Origin of the sequence: Candidatus Nitrosotenuis aquarius (assembly GCF_002787055.1) — an archaeon.
Taxonomy (GTDB): Archaea; Thermoproteota; Nitrososphaeria; order Nitrososphaerales; family Nitrosopumilaceae; genus Nitrosotenuis; species Nitrosotenuis aquarius.
Genome location: NZ_CP024808.1, coordinates 937,074 through 952,126, shown reverse-complemented (window position 1 = coordinate 952,126; position 15,053 = coordinate 937,074). Strand labels below are relative to the sequence as shown.

General features: G+C 43.8%; 20 protein-coding genes and 2 tRNA genes. 11 read left to right on the top strand and 11 right to left on the bottom strand.

Annotation, left to right across the window (positions count from 1 at the left end):
* The first annotated feature begins 32 nt into the window (after nt 1–32).
* On the top strand, nt 33–1,415 hold the full coding sequence (locus tag NAQ_RS05685; RefSeq protein ID WP_100182627.1) for a dihydroorotase: 1,383 nt from the start codon (nt 33–35) through the stop codon (nt 1,413–1,415).
* On the opposite strand, the gene rpiA is transcribed toward NAQ_RS05685, so the two are convergent.
* The 7 genes from rpiA to NAQ_RS05650 form a co-directional block, all read right to left on the bottom strand.
* Nucleotides 1,408–2,082 (bottom strand): ribose 5-phosphate isomerase A, encoded by a 675-nt coding sequence (rpiA, locus tag NAQ_RS05680; protein WP_100182626.1) that lies wholly within the window; start codon nt 2,080–2,082, stop codon nt 1,408–1,410. The two genes, NAQ_RS05685 and rpiA, sit on opposite strands and share 8 nt — an antisense overlap.
* On the bottom strand, nt 2,083–3,042 hold the full coding sequence (locus NAQ_RS05675) for a hypothetical protein (protein WP_100182625.1): 960 nt from the start codon (nt 3,040–3,042) through the stop codon (nt 2,083–2,085).
* A complete protein-coding gene (locus tag NAQ_RS05670; protein ID WP_100182624.1) occupies nt 3,043–3,210 on the bottom strand; it encodes a 50S ribosomal protein L37e in 168 nt (55 codons plus the stop codon). It lies immediately after the preceding gene.
* Between the two features lie 13 nt (nt 3,211–3,223).
* On the bottom strand, nt 3,224–3,454 hold the full coding sequence (locus NAQ_RS05665; protein ID WP_100182623.1) for an LSm family protein: 231 nt from the start codon (nt 3,452–3,454) through the stop codon (nt 3,224–3,226).
* A gap of 70 nt (nt 3,455–3,524) precedes the next feature.
* Nucleotides 3,525–4,226 (bottom strand): creatininase family protein, encoded by a 702-nt coding sequence (locus NAQ_RS05660; RefSeq protein WP_100182622.1) that lies wholly within the window; start codon nt 4,224–4,226, stop codon nt 3,525–3,527.
* Nucleotides 4,223–5,059: a formyltetrahydrofolate deformylase gene (locus NAQ_RS05655; RefSeq protein ID WP_100183480.1), complete on the bottom strand. Its 837-nt coding sequence runs from the start codon at nt 5,057–5,059 to the stop codon at nt 4,223–4,225. Before NAQ_RS05655 ends, NAQ_RS05660 begins: the two co-directional genes overlap by 4 nt.
* A gap of 59 nt (nt 5,060–5,118) precedes the next feature.
* Nucleotides 5,119–5,206 (bottom strand) — tRNA-Leu (locus NAQ_RS05650).
* 182 nt (nt 5,207–5,388) lie between these two features.
* Between NAQ_RS05650 and NAQ_RS05645 the strand changes: the two genes are divergently transcribed.
* The 7 genes from NAQ_RS05645 to infB all read left to right on the top strand — a co-directional run bounded on the left by NAQ_RS05645 (nt 5,389) and on the right by infB (nt 10,317).
* A complete protein-coding gene (locus tag NAQ_RS05645; protein WP_100182621.1) occupies nt 5,389–5,883 on the top strand; it encodes a hypothetical protein in 495 nt (164 codons plus the stop codon).
* Between the two features lie 19 nt (nt 5,884–5,902).
* On the top strand, nt 5,903–7,249 hold the full coding sequence (glmM, locus tag NAQ_RS05640) for a phosphoglucosamine mutase (protein WP_100183479.1): 1,347 nt from the start codon (nt 5,903–5,905) through the stop codon (nt 7,247–7,249).
* A 63-nt stretch (nt 7,250–7,312) separates the two neighbouring features.
* The gene (rpl7ae, locus tag NAQ_RS05635; protein WP_048186970.1) at nt 7,313–7,690 is read left to right on the top strand and encodes a 50S ribosomal protein L7Ae; all 378 of its coding nucleotides are present in this window, start codon (nt 7,313–7,315) and stop codon (nt 7,688–7,690) included.
* Nucleotides 7,690–7,905: a 30S ribosomal protein S28e gene (locus NAQ_RS05630; RefSeq protein ID WP_100182620.1), complete on the top strand. Its 216-nt coding sequence runs from the start codon at nt 7,690–7,692 to the stop codon at nt 7,903–7,905. Before rpl7ae ends, NAQ_RS05630 begins: the two co-directional genes overlap by 1 nt.
* A gap of 4 nt (nt 7,906–7,909) precedes the next feature.
* On the top strand, nt 7,910–8,110 hold the full coding sequence (locus NAQ_RS05625; RefSeq protein ID WP_048186972.1) for a 50S ribosomal protein L24e: 201 nt from the start codon (nt 7,910–7,912) through the stop codon (nt 8,108–8,110).
* A gap of 13 nt (nt 8,111–8,123) precedes the next feature.
* Nucleotides 8,124–8,525 carry a nucleoside-diphosphate kinase gene (ndk, locus tag NAQ_RS05620; RefSeq protein WP_100182619.1) on the top strand — a complete coding sequence of 134 codons (402 nt, stop codon included), beginning with the start codon at nt 8,124–8,126 and terminating at the stop codon, nt 8,523–8,525.
* Nucleotides 8,526–8,532: 7 nt separating this feature from the next.
* Entirely contained in the window at nt 8,533–10,317 is a 1,785-nt protein-coding gene (gene infB, locus NAQ_RS05615) for a translation initiation factor IF-2 (protein ID WP_100182618.1), read from the top strand.
* On the opposite strand, the gene trxA is transcribed toward infB, so the two are convergent.
* Nucleotides 10,308–10,709, bottom strand: coding sequence for a thioredoxin (trxA, locus tag NAQ_RS05610; protein WP_119571105.1), 402 nt, complete (start codon nt 10,707–10,709; stop codon nt 10,308–10,310). The two genes, infB and trxA, sit on opposite strands and share 10 nt — an antisense overlap.
* Before the next feature lie 30 nt (nt 10,710–10,739).
* Nucleotides 10,740–11,156, bottom strand: a complete 417-nt coding sequence (locus NAQ_RS05605; RefSeq protein WP_100182617.1) for an archease — start codon at nt 11,154–11,156, stop codon at nt 10,740–10,742.
* 82 nt (nt 11,157–11,238) lie between these two features.
* Here NAQ_RS05605 and hisS point away from each other — a divergent pair, with 82 nt between their 5' ends.
* Nucleotides 11,239–12,513 carry a histidine--tRNA ligase gene (gene hisS / locus NAQ_RS05600; protein WP_100182616.1) on the top strand — a complete coding sequence of 425 codons (1,275 nt, stop codon included), beginning with the start codon at nt 11,239–11,241 and terminating at the stop codon, nt 12,511–12,513.
* Here the strand turns inward: hisS and NAQ_RS05595 are convergent.
* On the bottom strand, nt 12,503–13,168 hold the full coding sequence (locus NAQ_RS05595) for a translation initiation factor IF-6 (RefSeq protein WP_100182615.1): 666 nt from the start codon (nt 13,166–13,168) through the stop codon (nt 12,503–12,505). The two genes, hisS and NAQ_RS05595, sit on opposite strands and share 11 nt — an antisense overlap.
* Before the next feature lie 146 nt (nt 13,169–13,314).
* Here NAQ_RS05595 and NAQ_RS05590 point away from each other — a divergent pair, with 146 nt between their 5' ends.
* Together NAQ_RS05590 and NAQ_RS05585 are read left to right on the top strand one after the other, a co-directional pair.
* The gene (locus NAQ_RS05590) at nt 13,315–13,848 is read left to right on the top strand and encodes a 4Fe-4S dicluster domain-containing protein (protein ID WP_100182614.1); all 534 of its coding nucleotides are present in this window, start codon (nt 13,315–13,317) and stop codon (nt 13,846–13,848) included.
* A gap of 79 nt (nt 13,849–13,927) precedes the next feature.
* Nucleotides 13,928–14,011: transfer RNA gene (locus NAQ_RS05585), tRNA-Ser, on the top strand.
* Nucleotide 14,012: 1 nt separating this feature from the next.
* Here NAQ_RS05585 and NAQ_RS05580 read toward each other — a convergent pair.
* Nucleotides 14,013–14,966 (bottom strand): replication factor C small subunit, encoded by a 954-nt coding sequence (locus NAQ_RS05580; RefSeq protein ID WP_100182613.1) that lies wholly within the window; start codon nt 14,964–14,966, stop codon nt 14,013–14,015.
* Between the last annotated feature and the right edge of the window lie 87 nt (nt 14,967–15,053).

Here is a 15,053-nt window from a genome sequence, read left to right as displayed (position 1 = left end):
AATAATAGCCAGATTATTTTGAATCATTCTAGTTGACAGTAGACTGCGTTATTGTGGATGCCAAGGCCATAACACCAAAGGGAATGCTAGAGCGAAACATTGTGATCGATGATGGAAAAATCTCAGATTTTACAACAGACGTTCCGTCATGTGACAAAAAAATCAACGCAAAGGGACTAGTTGCAATACCTGGACTGATTGACACGCACGTCCATTATGGGGTATATTCCCCAATTGAAGAGGCCGCAAAAACAGAATCAAGAGCAGCTGCCCTTGGCGGGGTCACCACAATGATGCGGATGCTACGACTGGGCCGATCCTACAAAAAATACCTCCAAGCTCAGCTAGTCGCATCGCGCTCAAACCATTATGTCGACTATACACTTCACGCCACAATATTTGATGAAAAGCAGGCAGACGAAATGCAGTATTGCGCAGAAAGCGGCATCACGTCATTCAAAATTTACATGAATCTTGGGGGCGAGGTGGGCCACGTCTACATGGACATGGATCCAGGCTCCACTAGCCTATTTGATGCCCAAGTCCAGCTAGAAAATGCAACCCTCCAAAAGGTTTGCCAAAATGCAGCTAGACTTGGCTGTCCTGTTTTAGTACATGCAGAAGACTATCAAATGTGCGAGTGCGGAATCAAAAAGGCAAAGCAGGACAACAAGGACGGACTAGCTGCCTGGTCGCAAAGCAGGCCGCCAGACTCGGAAGCAAAGAGCATCAAAAATGTATGCGAGATTGCCCGGCAATATGGAACAACCATCTATTTTGTCCACATTGGATCTGCAGTAGCGCTAGACACAATAGAGCAAGAAAGAAAGAAAGGAACCAAGATTTTTGTCGAGACCTGCCCGCATTATCTCACATTATCGTATGAAAAGCAAAGCGGCTATCTGGCAAAGGTAATGCCGCCAATTAGAACAAAATCAGACAATGAAAAGATCTGGGCCGCAATGGCCTCTGGCGCAATAGATACCATAGGAACCGACCATGTGGCAAACAGACTAAAGCTCAAGGTGGGAACCGATGTCTGGTCGTCTCTGGCAGGATTTCCAGGAATCGGAACCTCACTGCCTATTCTGCTATCAGAGGGAGTAAACCAAAACAAGATCAACCTCCAGCAGCTGGCACATCTTACCAGTGGGAATGCCGCAAAAATCTTTGGCCTCAAAAACAAGGGCTCACTCCAACTAGGATTTGATGCAGATATAGTCCTAATAGATCTGAAAAAAGAGCAACAGGTCCGCTCTGATTTCTTTGGTGCATTTTCAGATTATGTTGTGTATGAGGGATGGAAGCTAAAGGGCTGGCCAATAACTACTCTGGTCAGGGGAATACCAGTAACAGAAGACATGCAGCTGGTCGGAAAGCTGGGGCATGGCAAACTAGTGGACAGATCTAGATAATTTCGAATTTGCCGTTTTCCTTTGCCTTGTAAATCACATCGGGTTTTCGCACAAAAATTCCGGCTTCCACTACGCCTGGGATTTGCTTTATTTTGAGCGCAAGTGAGCCTGGGGTTTTGATTGTGCCAAAATCACAGTCATAGATGATGTTGCCATTTTCTGTGATGAACGGATAACCTCGCTCTATTGTACGGATTTGCGGTTTTCCGCCAAGTTTTTTGATGAATTTTTGAACCGTGTTTCTTGCAAAGGGGTGGACCTCGACTGGTACGGTTCTGGTGAAATTTTTGACAAATTTGGATGCATCTGCCATTATCACTATTTTTTCAGCTGATGAGATCAGAATGTTTTCCCGAAGCAATGCCCCGCCGCCTCCCTTGATCAAATATTTTTTAGAGTCAATCTGGTCGGCGCCGTCAAAGACAACATCGATTTTTTCGACCTGGTCTGCAGATATTAGGTGAATTCCAGCCTGCTCTGCAATGAGCTTTATCTGCAGGGATGTCGGTACGCCTCGGATGTTTAGTTTTTTTCGCTTGATGTATCCGCCAAGCTGTTTTACAAATGCAGTTGCTGCCCGGCCACTGCCTAGGCCCAAAACGGAATTGTTTTTGACAAATTTTAATGCGTCCTTGGATAATGCCTCAATGGCATCATCATATGACAATTACTCTACCTCGGCCTGCTCTAGCTTCGATAGTGTCTTCATTATTTCACGTTTGATGGAATCTAAATCGTCTTCGTCGTCTTCTACTTCTTCTGGCTCTGGCAGGTTTACCTTTGGCTTTTTCTTTTCCTGCTCTTTGAATTCGAGCTTTGGCGGCTCTGCCTTTACTTTTTGCTCAATGTCGATTGGCTCTGCTAAGACTGGCTTGATTATTTCCGGCTGAACTGTTTCGGCAACCTGTTGTATTATCTCCTGCTTTGTCTCTATTACCGGTATTATCTCTGGTGCATGTACAATTTCCGCCATTGTCTGAACGTGGATTTCAGGCGTATCTACTGGCTGCTCTATTCTAGTCTCGATTTCTACTAGAGGAACAGGCACATCTGGAATCTCTGTCAATGTTGTGAATTCAATTCTCTTGCCAGGCTTTGCAAACGACTTGATTAATTCCTCAATATTTTGCGTGGTGGTAATTTCGGGCTTTGTCTCTACAATTGGTTTTTCAATTTTGGCTTCTTCCTTCTTTATTTCTTTGATCTCGGGCTTGATCTGGACTGTCTGGGCTACCTGTATCTTGGATGAAATGTCTGCCAGTCTCTTGTCTAGTGCAGATAGTTTTTGGTCCATCAGAGTCATCAGGCCGTCGCCTAGCGGGCCAAGGTCCGGATACTTGGATGCCTCCTCTAGTTTTTCAATTTTAGCTAAAATGACCCCTAACTGGTATTGGTATCTTGATAATAGTTTGTCAACCTGTACTTTGGTAAGCGTAGTTGGTTCGCCGTATAATCGTGAAATTGTCTTTTGCAGAATCTCTTTTTCAATTCGAAGTGCATCTATTTGTGATCGAATCTGAGAGTTGGCTCCCATGAGCGGTATCTTGTTTTTTCCTTTAGGAAACTTGGAAATTGTTGCAGCAGTTGCAGCGCCTGCTAGAGAACTAAGAACTAGCGCTAGTTCCATTTAGGCGTACCATTTGATCCAAGAATATTTTCTAATTCTTGCATCTGGAAAACCGCAGCTAGAGCATCTGTGTTGTCTTTTGTGATAAGAGTTCTTTCCGCATCTTCTGCATCGAATGTGGGGTTTCTTTCTTGTAAAAAGCCCCATCGAGGGAGTTCCACGACCCATAAATCAGACACCACTATGCCGGTGGAGGAGATATCATTACTACGTTATCTCCACGCACAACTATGGTTCCTATGCTTTTTGCCTCGCCATCAGAAGGGATCTCTTCTGAGCCGTCGAGTAGCAGATTCATGTGTTGATCAAAGCCTCTTAGGTTGCCACGAATGGTTTTGCCGCCCTTGAGCTTGATTAGAACTACCTTGTCTATGCTTTCGTCCAGTACTTTTACTGCCATGTCAACTGACATTTAATTCACTTATTGACTCCCCTATGCCGTTAATATATTAAAGTTTCAGTGGTGAACAATAGAGTTTTAGTCAGTGTATCAACTTTGACACTGTTTTTGACAAATTCTGTATGATTTCGCAAAAAATTTCCTGTCCTGCTTTTTTGCTGGCTATTGTGGGGTCTCCCCAGATTCCGTTTTTTGTTGCCTTGATGAATTTCTTTGATGCAAGCTTGGAGATTTTCTGTCTTTGTGGTATGGTCATGTTTTGTGTGGAGAGGCCTTTTCTCGCAAGCTTCATTTTTGCCTTGTTTGTTAGCGCAAGCATCAGGGATGTCTCTGCAAATCCCGCATGATCAAATTCGCGGTCCATGAATCGCCAATAAGAGAAAACAAACACCTTTGTCTTGCCATTGGTGATCCTGGCTATTTTGCCAGAAATGGACCTTAACGCATTCTGGTTTCCATGATGGCCATTCAGGATTATTATTTTGCGTATGTTGTTTTGGTCTAGTGACACGCAAAGGTCCACCAAATAGTTCTGTAAAGTCCTGTCCCTGATGCTGAAATTGACAAATGGCGCATGCTCAAAGGACACACCATATTGTATGGTTGGGCAAAGAAGCATCTTGCATTTTTTGGCAAGGCTCTTTGCCACCTCGGTTACTATATCGGAATCAGTAGAAATTGGCAGGTGCGGCCCGTGCTGTTCTAGTGAGCCTACTGGGATTATTGCCGACTTTGAGCGGATTTTGCGGATTACGGGATCGGAGAGGTTCCTAATCTCTGTCATTTTGTGTATACTTTTCTCCAAGAGACCTCTAGTTTTCCCTCAAGGTGCATCTTGACTGCTTTGAGAAGTGTTTGCGCCTCTAGTTCCTGGCCCTTTTTCTTAATCGTCTCCAGAGTATCGGAAGAATCAACCTTAAACGAGTCCTGGAAAATGATTGGTCCCTGGTCCAGCTCCTCTGTGACATAGTGAGCAGTGACTCCGACTATTTTTGCGCCCCGCTCAAAGGCCTGCGCATATGCAAATGCTCCCGGGAATGCGGGAAGAAGTGACGGATGTATGTTGATTATTCTGTGCGGATAGCGCCACACAAAGTTTGGAGTCATTATTCTCATGTATCTTGCAAGTACCACCAAGTCAATGTCGTATTTTTTTGCAACCTCGATTAGGTGGTCCTCTGCCTTTTGCTGGTCTTTTTCATCAACTAGCACAAATGGTATGCCTGCCTTTTTTGCAATTGGCTCTAGTGTTTTTTCTGTACCTACTATGACGCTGATTTTTCCCTTTAGCTGGCCCCTGGCAGCAAGCAGTGCTTCTAGACAGTGCGGTTCTTTTGTCACAAAGACTGCAATGTTTTTGTTGGAATTGATTTCATGGTATACGCTTACCCCCATTGCAAGCTGCTTTCCTAGGTCTTGGAGTTCTTTATCGAACTTTTTTACGTCAATTTCCTTGGAAAATGACGCCTCTAGGTGCATGCCAAAAAGACCCTTGATGACATTTTGGTTTATCTTTTCAATATTGCCTTGTTTTTGGAAAATCAAATTTGTAAATGCCGCAACCACTCCCTCGCGGTCCTTGCCGACAACCGTGATTCCTATTCGGATCTTTTTCATGGAGTTGTCTTGCAATTTCACTTTATTAAGTTAGGTTTTGAGCCTGAGAAAAATCAAAATGGTGCGGGAGGTGGGATTTGAACCCACGAACCCCTAAGAGATAAGGGCCTAAACCTTACGCCGTTGACCGGGCTTGGCGACCCCCGCATCATTGCTCAAATTCCACACAAACTTATTGCTTACCATTTGGTGCAAAAGATCGGTTCCTAAAAATTACAGCGCAATCAAGTCTATGTCTGTTCAAATTTATCATAAAGTCAAGCGGTCTGTATGCTGGCATTTCCGCAGCGTTTTCAGTAATTGGACTGTTTCCAATATTTGGCGACTATATGCCAAAGCCATATGTGATTGGCAATCCCCTAGAGGTAAGCGGAATATCTCTAGAACACGTAATGGGGCATATTGCATTTGGTCTTATTGTGGGTGTTGCATCTCTGAGCATTCGTTATGTTGTACTGGCAGGCCTGTTTCCAATTGCGCTTGATGCGGATCACCTAATTCAGTTTTTGGACCTAGAGGCAATCCCAAGACTGGGCCACTCGTTTGTCTTTGCAATTATCTCCGTTCCGCTAATGATGTATTTTTTGGGCAAAAAGGACTATCGACTTGGAGCGATATCGATTGCGTCAGTTCTGACTCATGTCTCATTTGATGTGTTGCTCTCAGGTACACTTGGCAGCTCGTTTCCTTTATTGATCCCGTTTTTGGGCAAGACTGTGTTTTTGATTGGCTATGACTGGGTGTTGTTTTTGATAGCAGCCATCATAATTGTGGCAACAGGCACCTTTTTTGCAAAAAGGACAGTCAACAAAGCACAAATCTAACCGCCCAAATCCAAAGTCAATGGGCAAGCTTTTTGGCACAAACGGAGTTAGAGGCGTTTTTGGCAAAGACTTTACTCTGGAATTTGTCCATGATCTGACACTATCGTTTGCTGTTTATTTCAAAAAAGGCCCAATTCTGGTAGGATACGACGGGCGAGACTCTAGTGTTTTGGTTGCAAAAGTAGTATGCTCCGCTCTGAATTATTGCGGCCTAGACTGTAATCTGGGAGGCCTAGTCCCAACCCCTGCGCTAGAATATGCAACAAAAAAGCTTGGCTATTCTGGCGGAATAATGATTACTGCGTCTCACAACCCACCACAGTACAACGGCATCAAGCCCGTGGCAAAGGACGGCGTGGAAATATCTCGAGAGGATGAGGCAAAAATAGAGAAAATCTATTTTGCCAAAAAATGGCCAAAATTCTCCAAAATAGGAAAAACAGGAACAGAATCAAGAATAATTCCGACCTATATTTCCGGAATAAAGTCGCAGGTAAACTGGAAAAAAATAAGATCAAAGAAATTCAAAGTTGCCCTGGATCTTGGAAATGGAGCGCAAGCAGTTGCGGCACCAGTCTTGTGCAAGGAATTGGGATGTAGAACATTTCTGATTAATGACAAAATAGACGGGCAGTTTCCGGGCAGAGGATCCGAGCCGACCCCGCAAAATCTGCAAAAGCTAACCAGAGCGGTTAGCAAAAACAAGGCGGCGCTTGGAATTGCATTTGATGGCGATGGAGACAGGAGCATCTTTTGCGATGATCAGGGAAAAATTCTCACAGGTGACAAATCCGCATTATTATTATCAAATCACATTCTGAAAAAATATCCGCGATCCAAGATAGTGACCTGCCTTAATTCCAGCTCTGCAATTGAAACGCTTGCGGCAAAAACAAAATCCAAAGTCATTCGCACCAAGGTGGGAAGCGTTGAGGTATCGCGTAAAATGGTCCCACAAAAGGCACTGATCGGCTTTGAGGAAAACGGCGGATTCATGTATGGCAAGCACAACGCAGTCCGTGACGGATGCATGGCACTGGCACTTGCATTGGACTTGCTTGCAAGCTCTAATCATACAATTACAAAAGAGATGCAAAAAATCCCAAAAACCTACACCACAAAGGACAAGGTTTCTTGCACCCGGAACCAAGCAAGAAAAATAATCAACGCCCTAAAAAAAGAACACAAAAACTATGACACAACAGACGGCATCAAAATAATCTTTGATGAGAAAAACTGGGTGATGATTAGGCCAAGCGGAACCGAACCAATAGCGAGAATTTATGCAGAGGCCGACTCGGAACCAAGACTTGAGCAAACCATGTCAAGATATCTCAAAAAAGTAAAGTCCGTGCTTGGCAGCTGATAACACTAATAAGGCGATTCTAATCGACTGAAGGAATGGAGATGATCCCTACGGGTGATTTAATTGGGTAAAGCTTACTATGTAAAATTCGAGACACCAGCTGATCTTGTTAATCCAATTCTGGAAGCAGTCAGAGTTGCATCAAGCAGCGGAAAGGTACGAAAAGGCACCAATGAGGCAACAAAGGCAATTGAGCGCGGAATAAGCAAACTCATCGTTATTGCAGAAGATGTAGAGCCACCAGAGGTGGTAGCACATCTTCCAATTATCTGTGAAGAGCAAAATGCCGCATATGCGTTTGTACCATCAAAGCAAGAACTAGGCAAAGCACTAGGCATTGATGTGACCTCTGCAGCAGCTGCAATTTTGGATGCCGGCGACGCAAACCACATTGTCGAAGAAGTAGTAGCTTCAATTAAGAAACTTAAAGGTGGCAATTAGTGAGTACTCCCCAGACTGATGAGGTAGTGCCAGCCGAAGTAATACAAATTGTTGGCAAGACTGGCATTGCAGGGGAAATCACTCAAGTGCGCGTTAAGGTTCTTGGAGGCCGCGACAAGGGTCGAGTCTTGACAAGAAATGTCAAGGGTTCAGTACGACTGTCTGATACTTTGATGCTTCGAGAAACAGAACGCGAGGCCAAAAAAATTAGGTGATTAAATGAGTCTAATCGTTAAACCATGCAGTTTTTGTGACAGACCAGTAGCCAAGGGTTCAGGTACAATGCTAGTCAAAAACGATGGCACAGTGCTGTGGTTCTGCTCGCCAAAATGCAAAAAGAACATGTTGGTATTGAAGCGAGATCCAAGAACACTAAAGTGGACCAAAAAATACCAAAAGGGCGGAATTATCAAGAAATAATTTCTGAATCAAATTGAGCGAACAAACATTATTCATAGTAAAACCCGACGCAGTAGCTCGAAAGCTAGTAGGACAGATCATTGCAAGATTTGAGACCAAAGGATTCAAAATTCTAAAACTGAAAATGTTCACTTTTACAAAAGCACAAGCCCAGGAATTCTATTCAGTGCACAATACCAAGCCGTTCTTTGGCGAGCTAGTCGACTTTATCACATCCGGCCCAGTAGTGGTTGCAGTAATCGAAGGAAACAATGCAGTTGCAACGACTAGAATTCTAGTTGGTGCCACAAAATCGTACGAGGCAGCCCCGGGCTCCATTCGCGGCGATTTTGGTCTTGGCATATCAGACAATATCATTCACGCATCTGACTCTAAGGAAAATTTTGAAAAAGAAGCAAAGGTAGTGTTCGAGTGAGCGGACCTTGCGAATTCGACAGCCGATTGTGGCAGTTCTAGGCCACGTAGATTCTGGCAAGACCTCGTTATTAGACAAAATCCGCGGAACAGGCGTCCAAGGAAGAGAGGCAGGCGGAATCACACAGCACATTGGCGCAAGCTTTCTGCCATCTGATACCATAAAGCAAATGTGCGGCCAGCTCGCAGAAAAGCTCACAAAAACGGAACACGACGTGCCAGGCCTTTTGGTAATTGACACGCCAGGCCACGAAGTCTTTACAAATCTTAGGACACGTGGCGGTTCTGCAGCAGACATTGCCATACTAGTAGTTGACACAAATCGAGGATTCCAACCGCAAACAAACGAGTCACTAAAAATCCTCCAAGCAAGAAAGGTCCCGTTTGTTGTAGCACTAAACAAAGTAGACCAGATTCCAGGCTGGCGCCCAGCAGACACTCCGTACATTTCTTTGGCAATAAAAAAGCAGGACCAGTTTATCCAGACAACGCTTGATGAGCAAATCTACAACGTTGTCGGCACACTTTCAATTCTTGGGTTCCAGTCAGAGGCATTCTATAGGGTAAAGGACTTTGGAAAAGAAGTGTCAATTGTCCCAGTGAGTGCACGAACTGGCGTCGGCATTCCAGAATTACTAACTGTACTGGTAGGCCTAACACAACAATACATGCAAAAAAGACTATCCCAAGAAGAAAAGCAAAACCGCGGAATTATTCTCGAAGTAAACGATGAGGTAGGCCTTGGGACCACGGCAAACATGATACTCATTGACGGCCAGATAAAAAAAGGCGATTCTGTAGTTGTGGCAAAGCGCGATTCCGTGATTGTGATAAAACCAAAGGCGCTATTGCTGCCAAAGCCGCTTGATGAAATGCGCGATCCTCGAGACAAATTCAAGCCCGTAGACGAAGTCATTGCAGCAGCTGGAATCAAGATTGCCTCGCCCGATCTAGAAGGAGTCCTACCTGGAAGCACTCTCTATGTCACCAACAAGGAATCCCAGATTGAAGAATTCAAAAGGATAATCGAGTCTGAAATGAAGTCTGTCTTTATCGATACCCAGACAAACGGAGTCATCCTCAAATGTGATACAATTGGTTCATTGGAGGCAATAACTGAGATGCTAAGGCGCCAGCAAATTCCAGTAGCAAAGGCCGACATTGGCCACGTAAACAGGCGCGATGTAATGGAGGCAAAGGCAATCAAAGAAAACGACAGGCACCTCGGAGTGATATTAGCGTTTAATGTGAAAACATTGCCTGACGCACAAGAAGAAGCAGACAACCACCACATCAAAATTTTCAACGACCAAGTAATCTACAGCCTAATTGACAATTACACGCTATGGGTTGATGACGACAAGGCAAACGAGGAAAATGCAGTCTTTTCAGAGATCACGCCTATTTGCAAGTTTACATTTCTCAAGGGTTTTATCTTTAGGAACAGTAACCCGGCAGTGTTTGGCATACGTGTGGATGCCGGAAAAGTAAAGCAAAAAATCCAAATCATGAAAAGTGACGGAAAAAAGGTTGGCAGAATACACCAGCTCCAGGACGGCAAAAAATCAATCGACACTGCAACACAAGGCCAAGAAGTAGCCTGCTCCATTCAGGATGTCACCATAGGGCGCCAAATATCAGAAGAAGACGTGTTTTATTCAATGCCGAATTCTCGCGAGGCAAAGCTCATCTTGGAGCAATTCATGCACAAGCTCAGCCCAGAACAGCAATCTGTCTTCAATGAGATTGTAGCGTTATTGCGCGCAAAGGACGCCTCTTACGGCTATATCTGATATTTCTTGGCAATCATGTGAATTCCCGGCTCGCCTACTGCGCCCATCATTCTGTCCACCTGCTTGCCGTCCTTGAACATGATAAATGTGGGAATCGCCTGAACCCCAAATTTCATTGAAATATCTTGGTTTTGATCCACATTTACTCGCGCAAACTTGATGTGTTGGTATTTTTTTGCCATTCTCTCAAAAACTGGGTGCATCATCTTGCACGGACCGCACCACTCTGCCCAAAAGTCGACTAGAACCAATCCCTGCGATGTAATTGCATCAAAGTTTGCAGAATTTAGCTCAACCACCTGGACTTGGCTTTGTGCAATGGACTCTTGCTGTTGCGCAATCATTTCTGCAAGCTTTTTTTGCTTTATTTTTTCTAGTTCCGGGTCGTCCATGGTTTTTTTCTATATTTGAAATATTAATTTCTACAGATCAAGCAAGTATCGCATGTATACTGCGCCGTTTTGCCTAATCTCCATCTCATGAAATGTCGGGGCCTTTATCTCAACTCTAAAGTGGTGCTTTTTGATGTCTATTTTTTCGCCCCGAAGTTTTGCACAAATATGGTATTCCGAGTTTTTCTCTACCTTTACTGTGACTGTTTTTGCCGCAAATCCGTCTGTTATGGTCAAAATTATGAGCTCCTCAAGCCAGTTGTACAGCAAGTACCGAAGATCTTTTCCAGAGACTGCAAGTGTTTTTTCCTCTTTTTCCTCTATGGTAGTAATATCCAAAATTGTCTCTATTACCGATTTTGCCGCTGCAACAAACGCATCATCTAGGTTTTCCGCATTTACTTCAAAGATTGCGTCCGTTGCATGCTCTAGGCTCTTGTAGCTCAACTGGTTCGGGTTGTGTTTTCTGTTATTAAAAGTAAGACAAAACAACAACATCTAAATCCATTAGCATGAAAGTTTTTCCAAGTTGAATCTGCCACGAGGAATGAAAGATTTTGATTCTGCTGAGCAGTCAAAAATCGAATTTGTTCGGCAAAAATTTCTAGAAACATCAAAATCATTTGGGTTTAATTTCATGGCCCCATCGCCACTAGAACTTGTTTCCGTCATAGAAGCTAAATCTGGCCCAGCAATACGAGACGAGATTTATTTTTTCAAGGACAAGGGTGATAGAGAAATCGCGCTGCGATTTGACTTTACAGTTGGCCTGACTCGATATGTGGTTGAACAAAAGTCATTGAAAATGCCTGCCAAGATTTCCGCGTTTGGTGGAGTCTGGAGATATGACGAGCCGCAAAAAGGCCGGTATAGGTACTTTCATCAATGGGATCTGGAAGTTTATGGCAAGCCCAGTCTAGAGTCAGATGCAGAGATAATCGAGTTCACATCAAAGTTTTTCTCAAAGCTGAATCTCAAAAATATCACAATTGATATTTCTCACCGAAAACTAGTCGAGTCTGTCGTAAGCAGAATTTTTGGCTCTGCAGACTCGCAAACGATTGGCGATATTTTCCGCGCAATAGACAAAATCCAGAAAAAGAAAAAGGACGAAATCATATCTGAATACACACAAAGGGGCTATTCCAAAGAAAAGCTAGAACAAGTCCTAGAATTCTCCAAAATCAAGGGCCAGCCAGACGAAGTCGAGTCTGTCTTTGATGTCTCTGGAATCCAAGCCTGGGCCGAGCTGAAAGAACTGTTTTCTTCTCTGAAAAACAGGGGCGTTGCAAACATTCGCATCAACTTTGGCATAGTTCGCGGCCTTGACTATTACTCTGGAATGGTCTTTGAGGCATTTGACAGCTCGACTAGCTTTGGGGCATTGGTCGGTGGCGGACGATACGACAGTCTGCCAAAGGCGTTTGGTAGAGAAGACATTGGTGCAACCGGCGTTGCAGGGGGGGTGGAAAGAATAATTCTGTCGCTAGAAGCACAGGGACTGCAAACAATAGAATCTGCGATCCCAATTACGGTGTTGTTTGTTAATGAAGAGATGGCAAGGCCGGCAATGAACATTGCATCAAGACTGCGAGAAAAAGGTCTTGCAATAGAAATTGATCTGCTGGGAAGACCATTCAAAAAACAAATGGAGAATGCGTCAAACTCCAAATTTGCGGTAATAATCGCGCCAAAGGAATACTCTCAAAATCAGGTTATAATCAAAAACATGTCTGACGGCAAGGAAGCCATCACACAAGTAGACTCGTTGTTTTCTAATGTAGACTCTCTGTTTACTCTGTAAATGCGCGGGTGAGCATCATTATCTCAGGACCGTTGGTCATGTTTCCGACAACTATTGCCTTGTTATTTGCCAATATCCCTGATGAAATGTATGGAATTCCGCCGTTTATTGTAGCAGGTTCCAGCTTTACCTTTAGCACATCAGAAATTGACTTGATGTCGTCTTCGTCCGTTTCTGGATGGATTATTCCTCCGATGTTGTTTGCGCAAACCATGACGCCTGCCTGGTGATAGCCTGCAATTTTTTTCTGAATTATCTCGACCCCAAGTGTGTCCTTGATTGTCTTGACTGCCTCGCTTGGAATTTTCGGAGACACGACTCCGCCCCTGTCATTTGCCGCGATTAGGTTCCCAAGCGCATTGTGTTTTGTATCCAAAACTCCAATGTTGAGCTTGGTTGTTTTTTTCATGTGGTCTATTTCCCACTGCGAGCACAGGCTAGGCAGTAATATTCCGTTGTTGTTCATTACCATCATTGTGCCCAAGACCCTAGTGTTTGCTACTGATGCAAAGACGTATTCTGCTTTCAGATAAGATGCCAGAGTCTTTGCCTTGGTATCAGCAAATCCGTTTGGCACAAAAACAAACTCATCATTTGTCTTTGTGTAAATGCCGATATTTGGGCCCCGATACACATCATATTTGTAAATATCCAACTACCAGTTTTGCAAACAAAAAGATATGAACGTAAAGGTGCGATCACACTCAAACGGTGTTATAATGCGATAATTTTTTGCAAAATCCAAGTTTAGTTTCCACTAATTTTGTTTAGATTTAAATAACATTTCATCAGAGCAGTCTCATGCCAATAGATGAGCATTTCCCACAAGGACTACAGCCACTTGGAAAAATTTTCCACTCTGATGGCGAACACTTTCACTTTAGATGGGGTCCAGGAAGAAGCGATGCTGAATGTTTCTCAAACCATGAAGTAATCGCAGCTTACGAAGCCCGCGGTGAAACACAAGTTCCATTAGGTGTCAGTGGCACAATGGTCGCAGTCGATTGGGATTCTTGTGTAGCAGACGGTGCATGCATCGAAGCTTGCCCAGTACAAGTTTTCCAATGGTACAGAACTGAGATGGACATTCCAGCAAAAGATGTTGTTGGAAAGACATTCGCAGGTACCGGTTCTTCCGTAAAAGAAGAGCGCAAAGACTACACCGACAAAGCAGATCCAATCAGAGAACATGATTGCATCTGGTGCATGGCATGCGTTTCAGTCTGCCCACCTCAAGCTATCAAGGTTGATCAATCAAACCTAGAGCACCACGAGAAAGCAGCAGGAACATATGTCAAGCTAGAAGGTGGAGAAAATCCACACGCACACGACTAAAGAAAAATAACTTTTTTCTTTTCTTTTAATTTTCTAAATTACTAAAACAAATTTTAACCAGTTCTTTTCATCGAACTTCGCAGAGGTCGCCTAGCTCGGTAGGGCGCGGGCCTTGAGAGCCTGTGTGCGCAAGCATCCGGGGGTTCAAATCCCTCTCTCTGCGCTTATTTTCCAAATTTGCTCATCTCTGCTAAAAGCGCAGAAAGCTGAATTTCCGGGTTTGCACCAGACAAAATTCTGTAATCATATTTTGCGATTACTCCTGAAATCTCAACTAGGTTTGCCTGTTTTGTTCTGTATATTGCTTCATTGATGTATTTTAGAAAATCCGATTCCGACATACCATAGACCTTGATTAGTTCAATCATCTTGTTTCTTGCATCTGTAATTTTACCTGCAATTGCCATCTTGAGTACTTCGTCTACATCTTTGGTCTTGGTAAGGCCTGCCGATGCCTTGACATTTTCCTCGGATATTGCGCCAAGGCTTGCAGTTGCCTGCATCAGGTTGATTGCGTGTCTGAGGTCGCCTTCGGTATAGTCGTAGATTGCCTTGAGGCCGTCTTCGTCTGCCTTGACCTTTTCCTTTTTTGCAATGTCCTTTATGTGCGCAATCACGTCTTTTTCAGAGATTCTGGTAAACTTGAATACAGCACATCTGCTCTGGATTGGCTCTATTATCTTGGAGATGTTGTTTGCAATTAGGATGAATCTGCATAATTTTGAGGCATCCTCTATGATTCTGCGCAAGGCAGTCTGAGCGTCAGATGTCATCTCGTCCGCCTCATCCAAAATTATGATCTTAAATGGAATGTTTGTGTCGAGGCCTGCAAATTTGGAGAATTTCTTTACCCTCTCTCTAACCATGTTGATTCCACGCTCATCAGATGCGTTCAATTCCAGCGTGTATTCTTTCCAGCCTTCTCCTAGAATTTGCCTGCACAAGCATAGTGCAAGTGTTGTCTTGCCTACTCCTGCAGATCCGGAAAACAACAAGTGTGGAATCTCTGTGACATTTTTCAGCAATGCAGTCAGACTTCCAACAATTTCTTTTTGGTTTACCAGATCCGTGATTTTTTGCGGGCGGTATTTTTCAACCCACATTATGGAATCCGACATTGTTAAACCCTAGATTGCATTATTAATAAATCACGCCTGAGGATCAAATGATCAAAGCTATTTGTAAACACATTTGATCGATCGTAT

Bases quoted from the DNA above. Each gene is read 5' to 3' on its own strand.
- NAQ_RS05675 (WP_100182625.1), bottom strand. From the start codon at position 3,042: ATGGAACTAGCGCTAGTTCTTAGTTCTCTAGCAGGCGCTGCAACTGCT.
- NAQ_RS05670 (WP_100182624.1), bottom strand. From the start codon at position 3,210: ATGGGTCGTGGAACTCCCTCGATGGGGCTTTTTACAAGAAAGAAACCC.
- NAQ_RS05665 (WP_100182623.1), bottom strand. From the start codon at position 3,454: ATGTCAGTTGACATGGCAGTAAAAGTACTGGACGAAAGCATAGACAAG.
- NAQ_RS05660 (WP_100182622.1), bottom strand. From the start codon at position 4,226: ATGACAGAGATTAGGAACCTCTCCGATCCCGTAATCCGCAAAATCCGC.
- NAQ_RS05655 (WP_100183480.1), bottom strand. From the start codon at position 5,059: ATGAAAAAGATCCGAATAGGAATCACGGTTGTCGGCAAGGACCGCGAG.
- NAQ_RS05645 (WP_100182621.1), top strand. From the start codon at position 5,389: ATGCCAAAGCCATATGTGATTGGCAATCCCCTAGAGGTAAGCGGAATA.
- glmM (WP_100183479.1), top strand. From the start codon at position 5,903: ATGGGCAAGCTTTTTGGCACAAACGGAGTTAGAGGCGTTTTTGGCAAA.
- NAQ_RS05625 (WP_048186972.1), top strand. From the start codon at position 7,910: ATGAGTCTAATCGTTAAACCATGCAGTTTTTGTGACAGACCAGTAGCC.
- trxA (WP_119571105.1), bottom strand. From the start codon at position 10,709: ATGGACGACCCGGAACTAGAAAAAATAAAGCAAAAAAAGCTTGCAGAA.
- NAQ_RS05590 (WP_100182614.1), top strand. From the start codon at position 13,315: ATGCCAATAGATGAGCATTTCCCACAAGGACTACAGCCACTTGGAAAA.
- NAQ_RS05580 (WP_100182613.1), bottom strand. From the start codon at position 14,966: ATGTCGGATTCCATAATGTGGGTTGAAAAATACCGCCCGCAAAAAATC.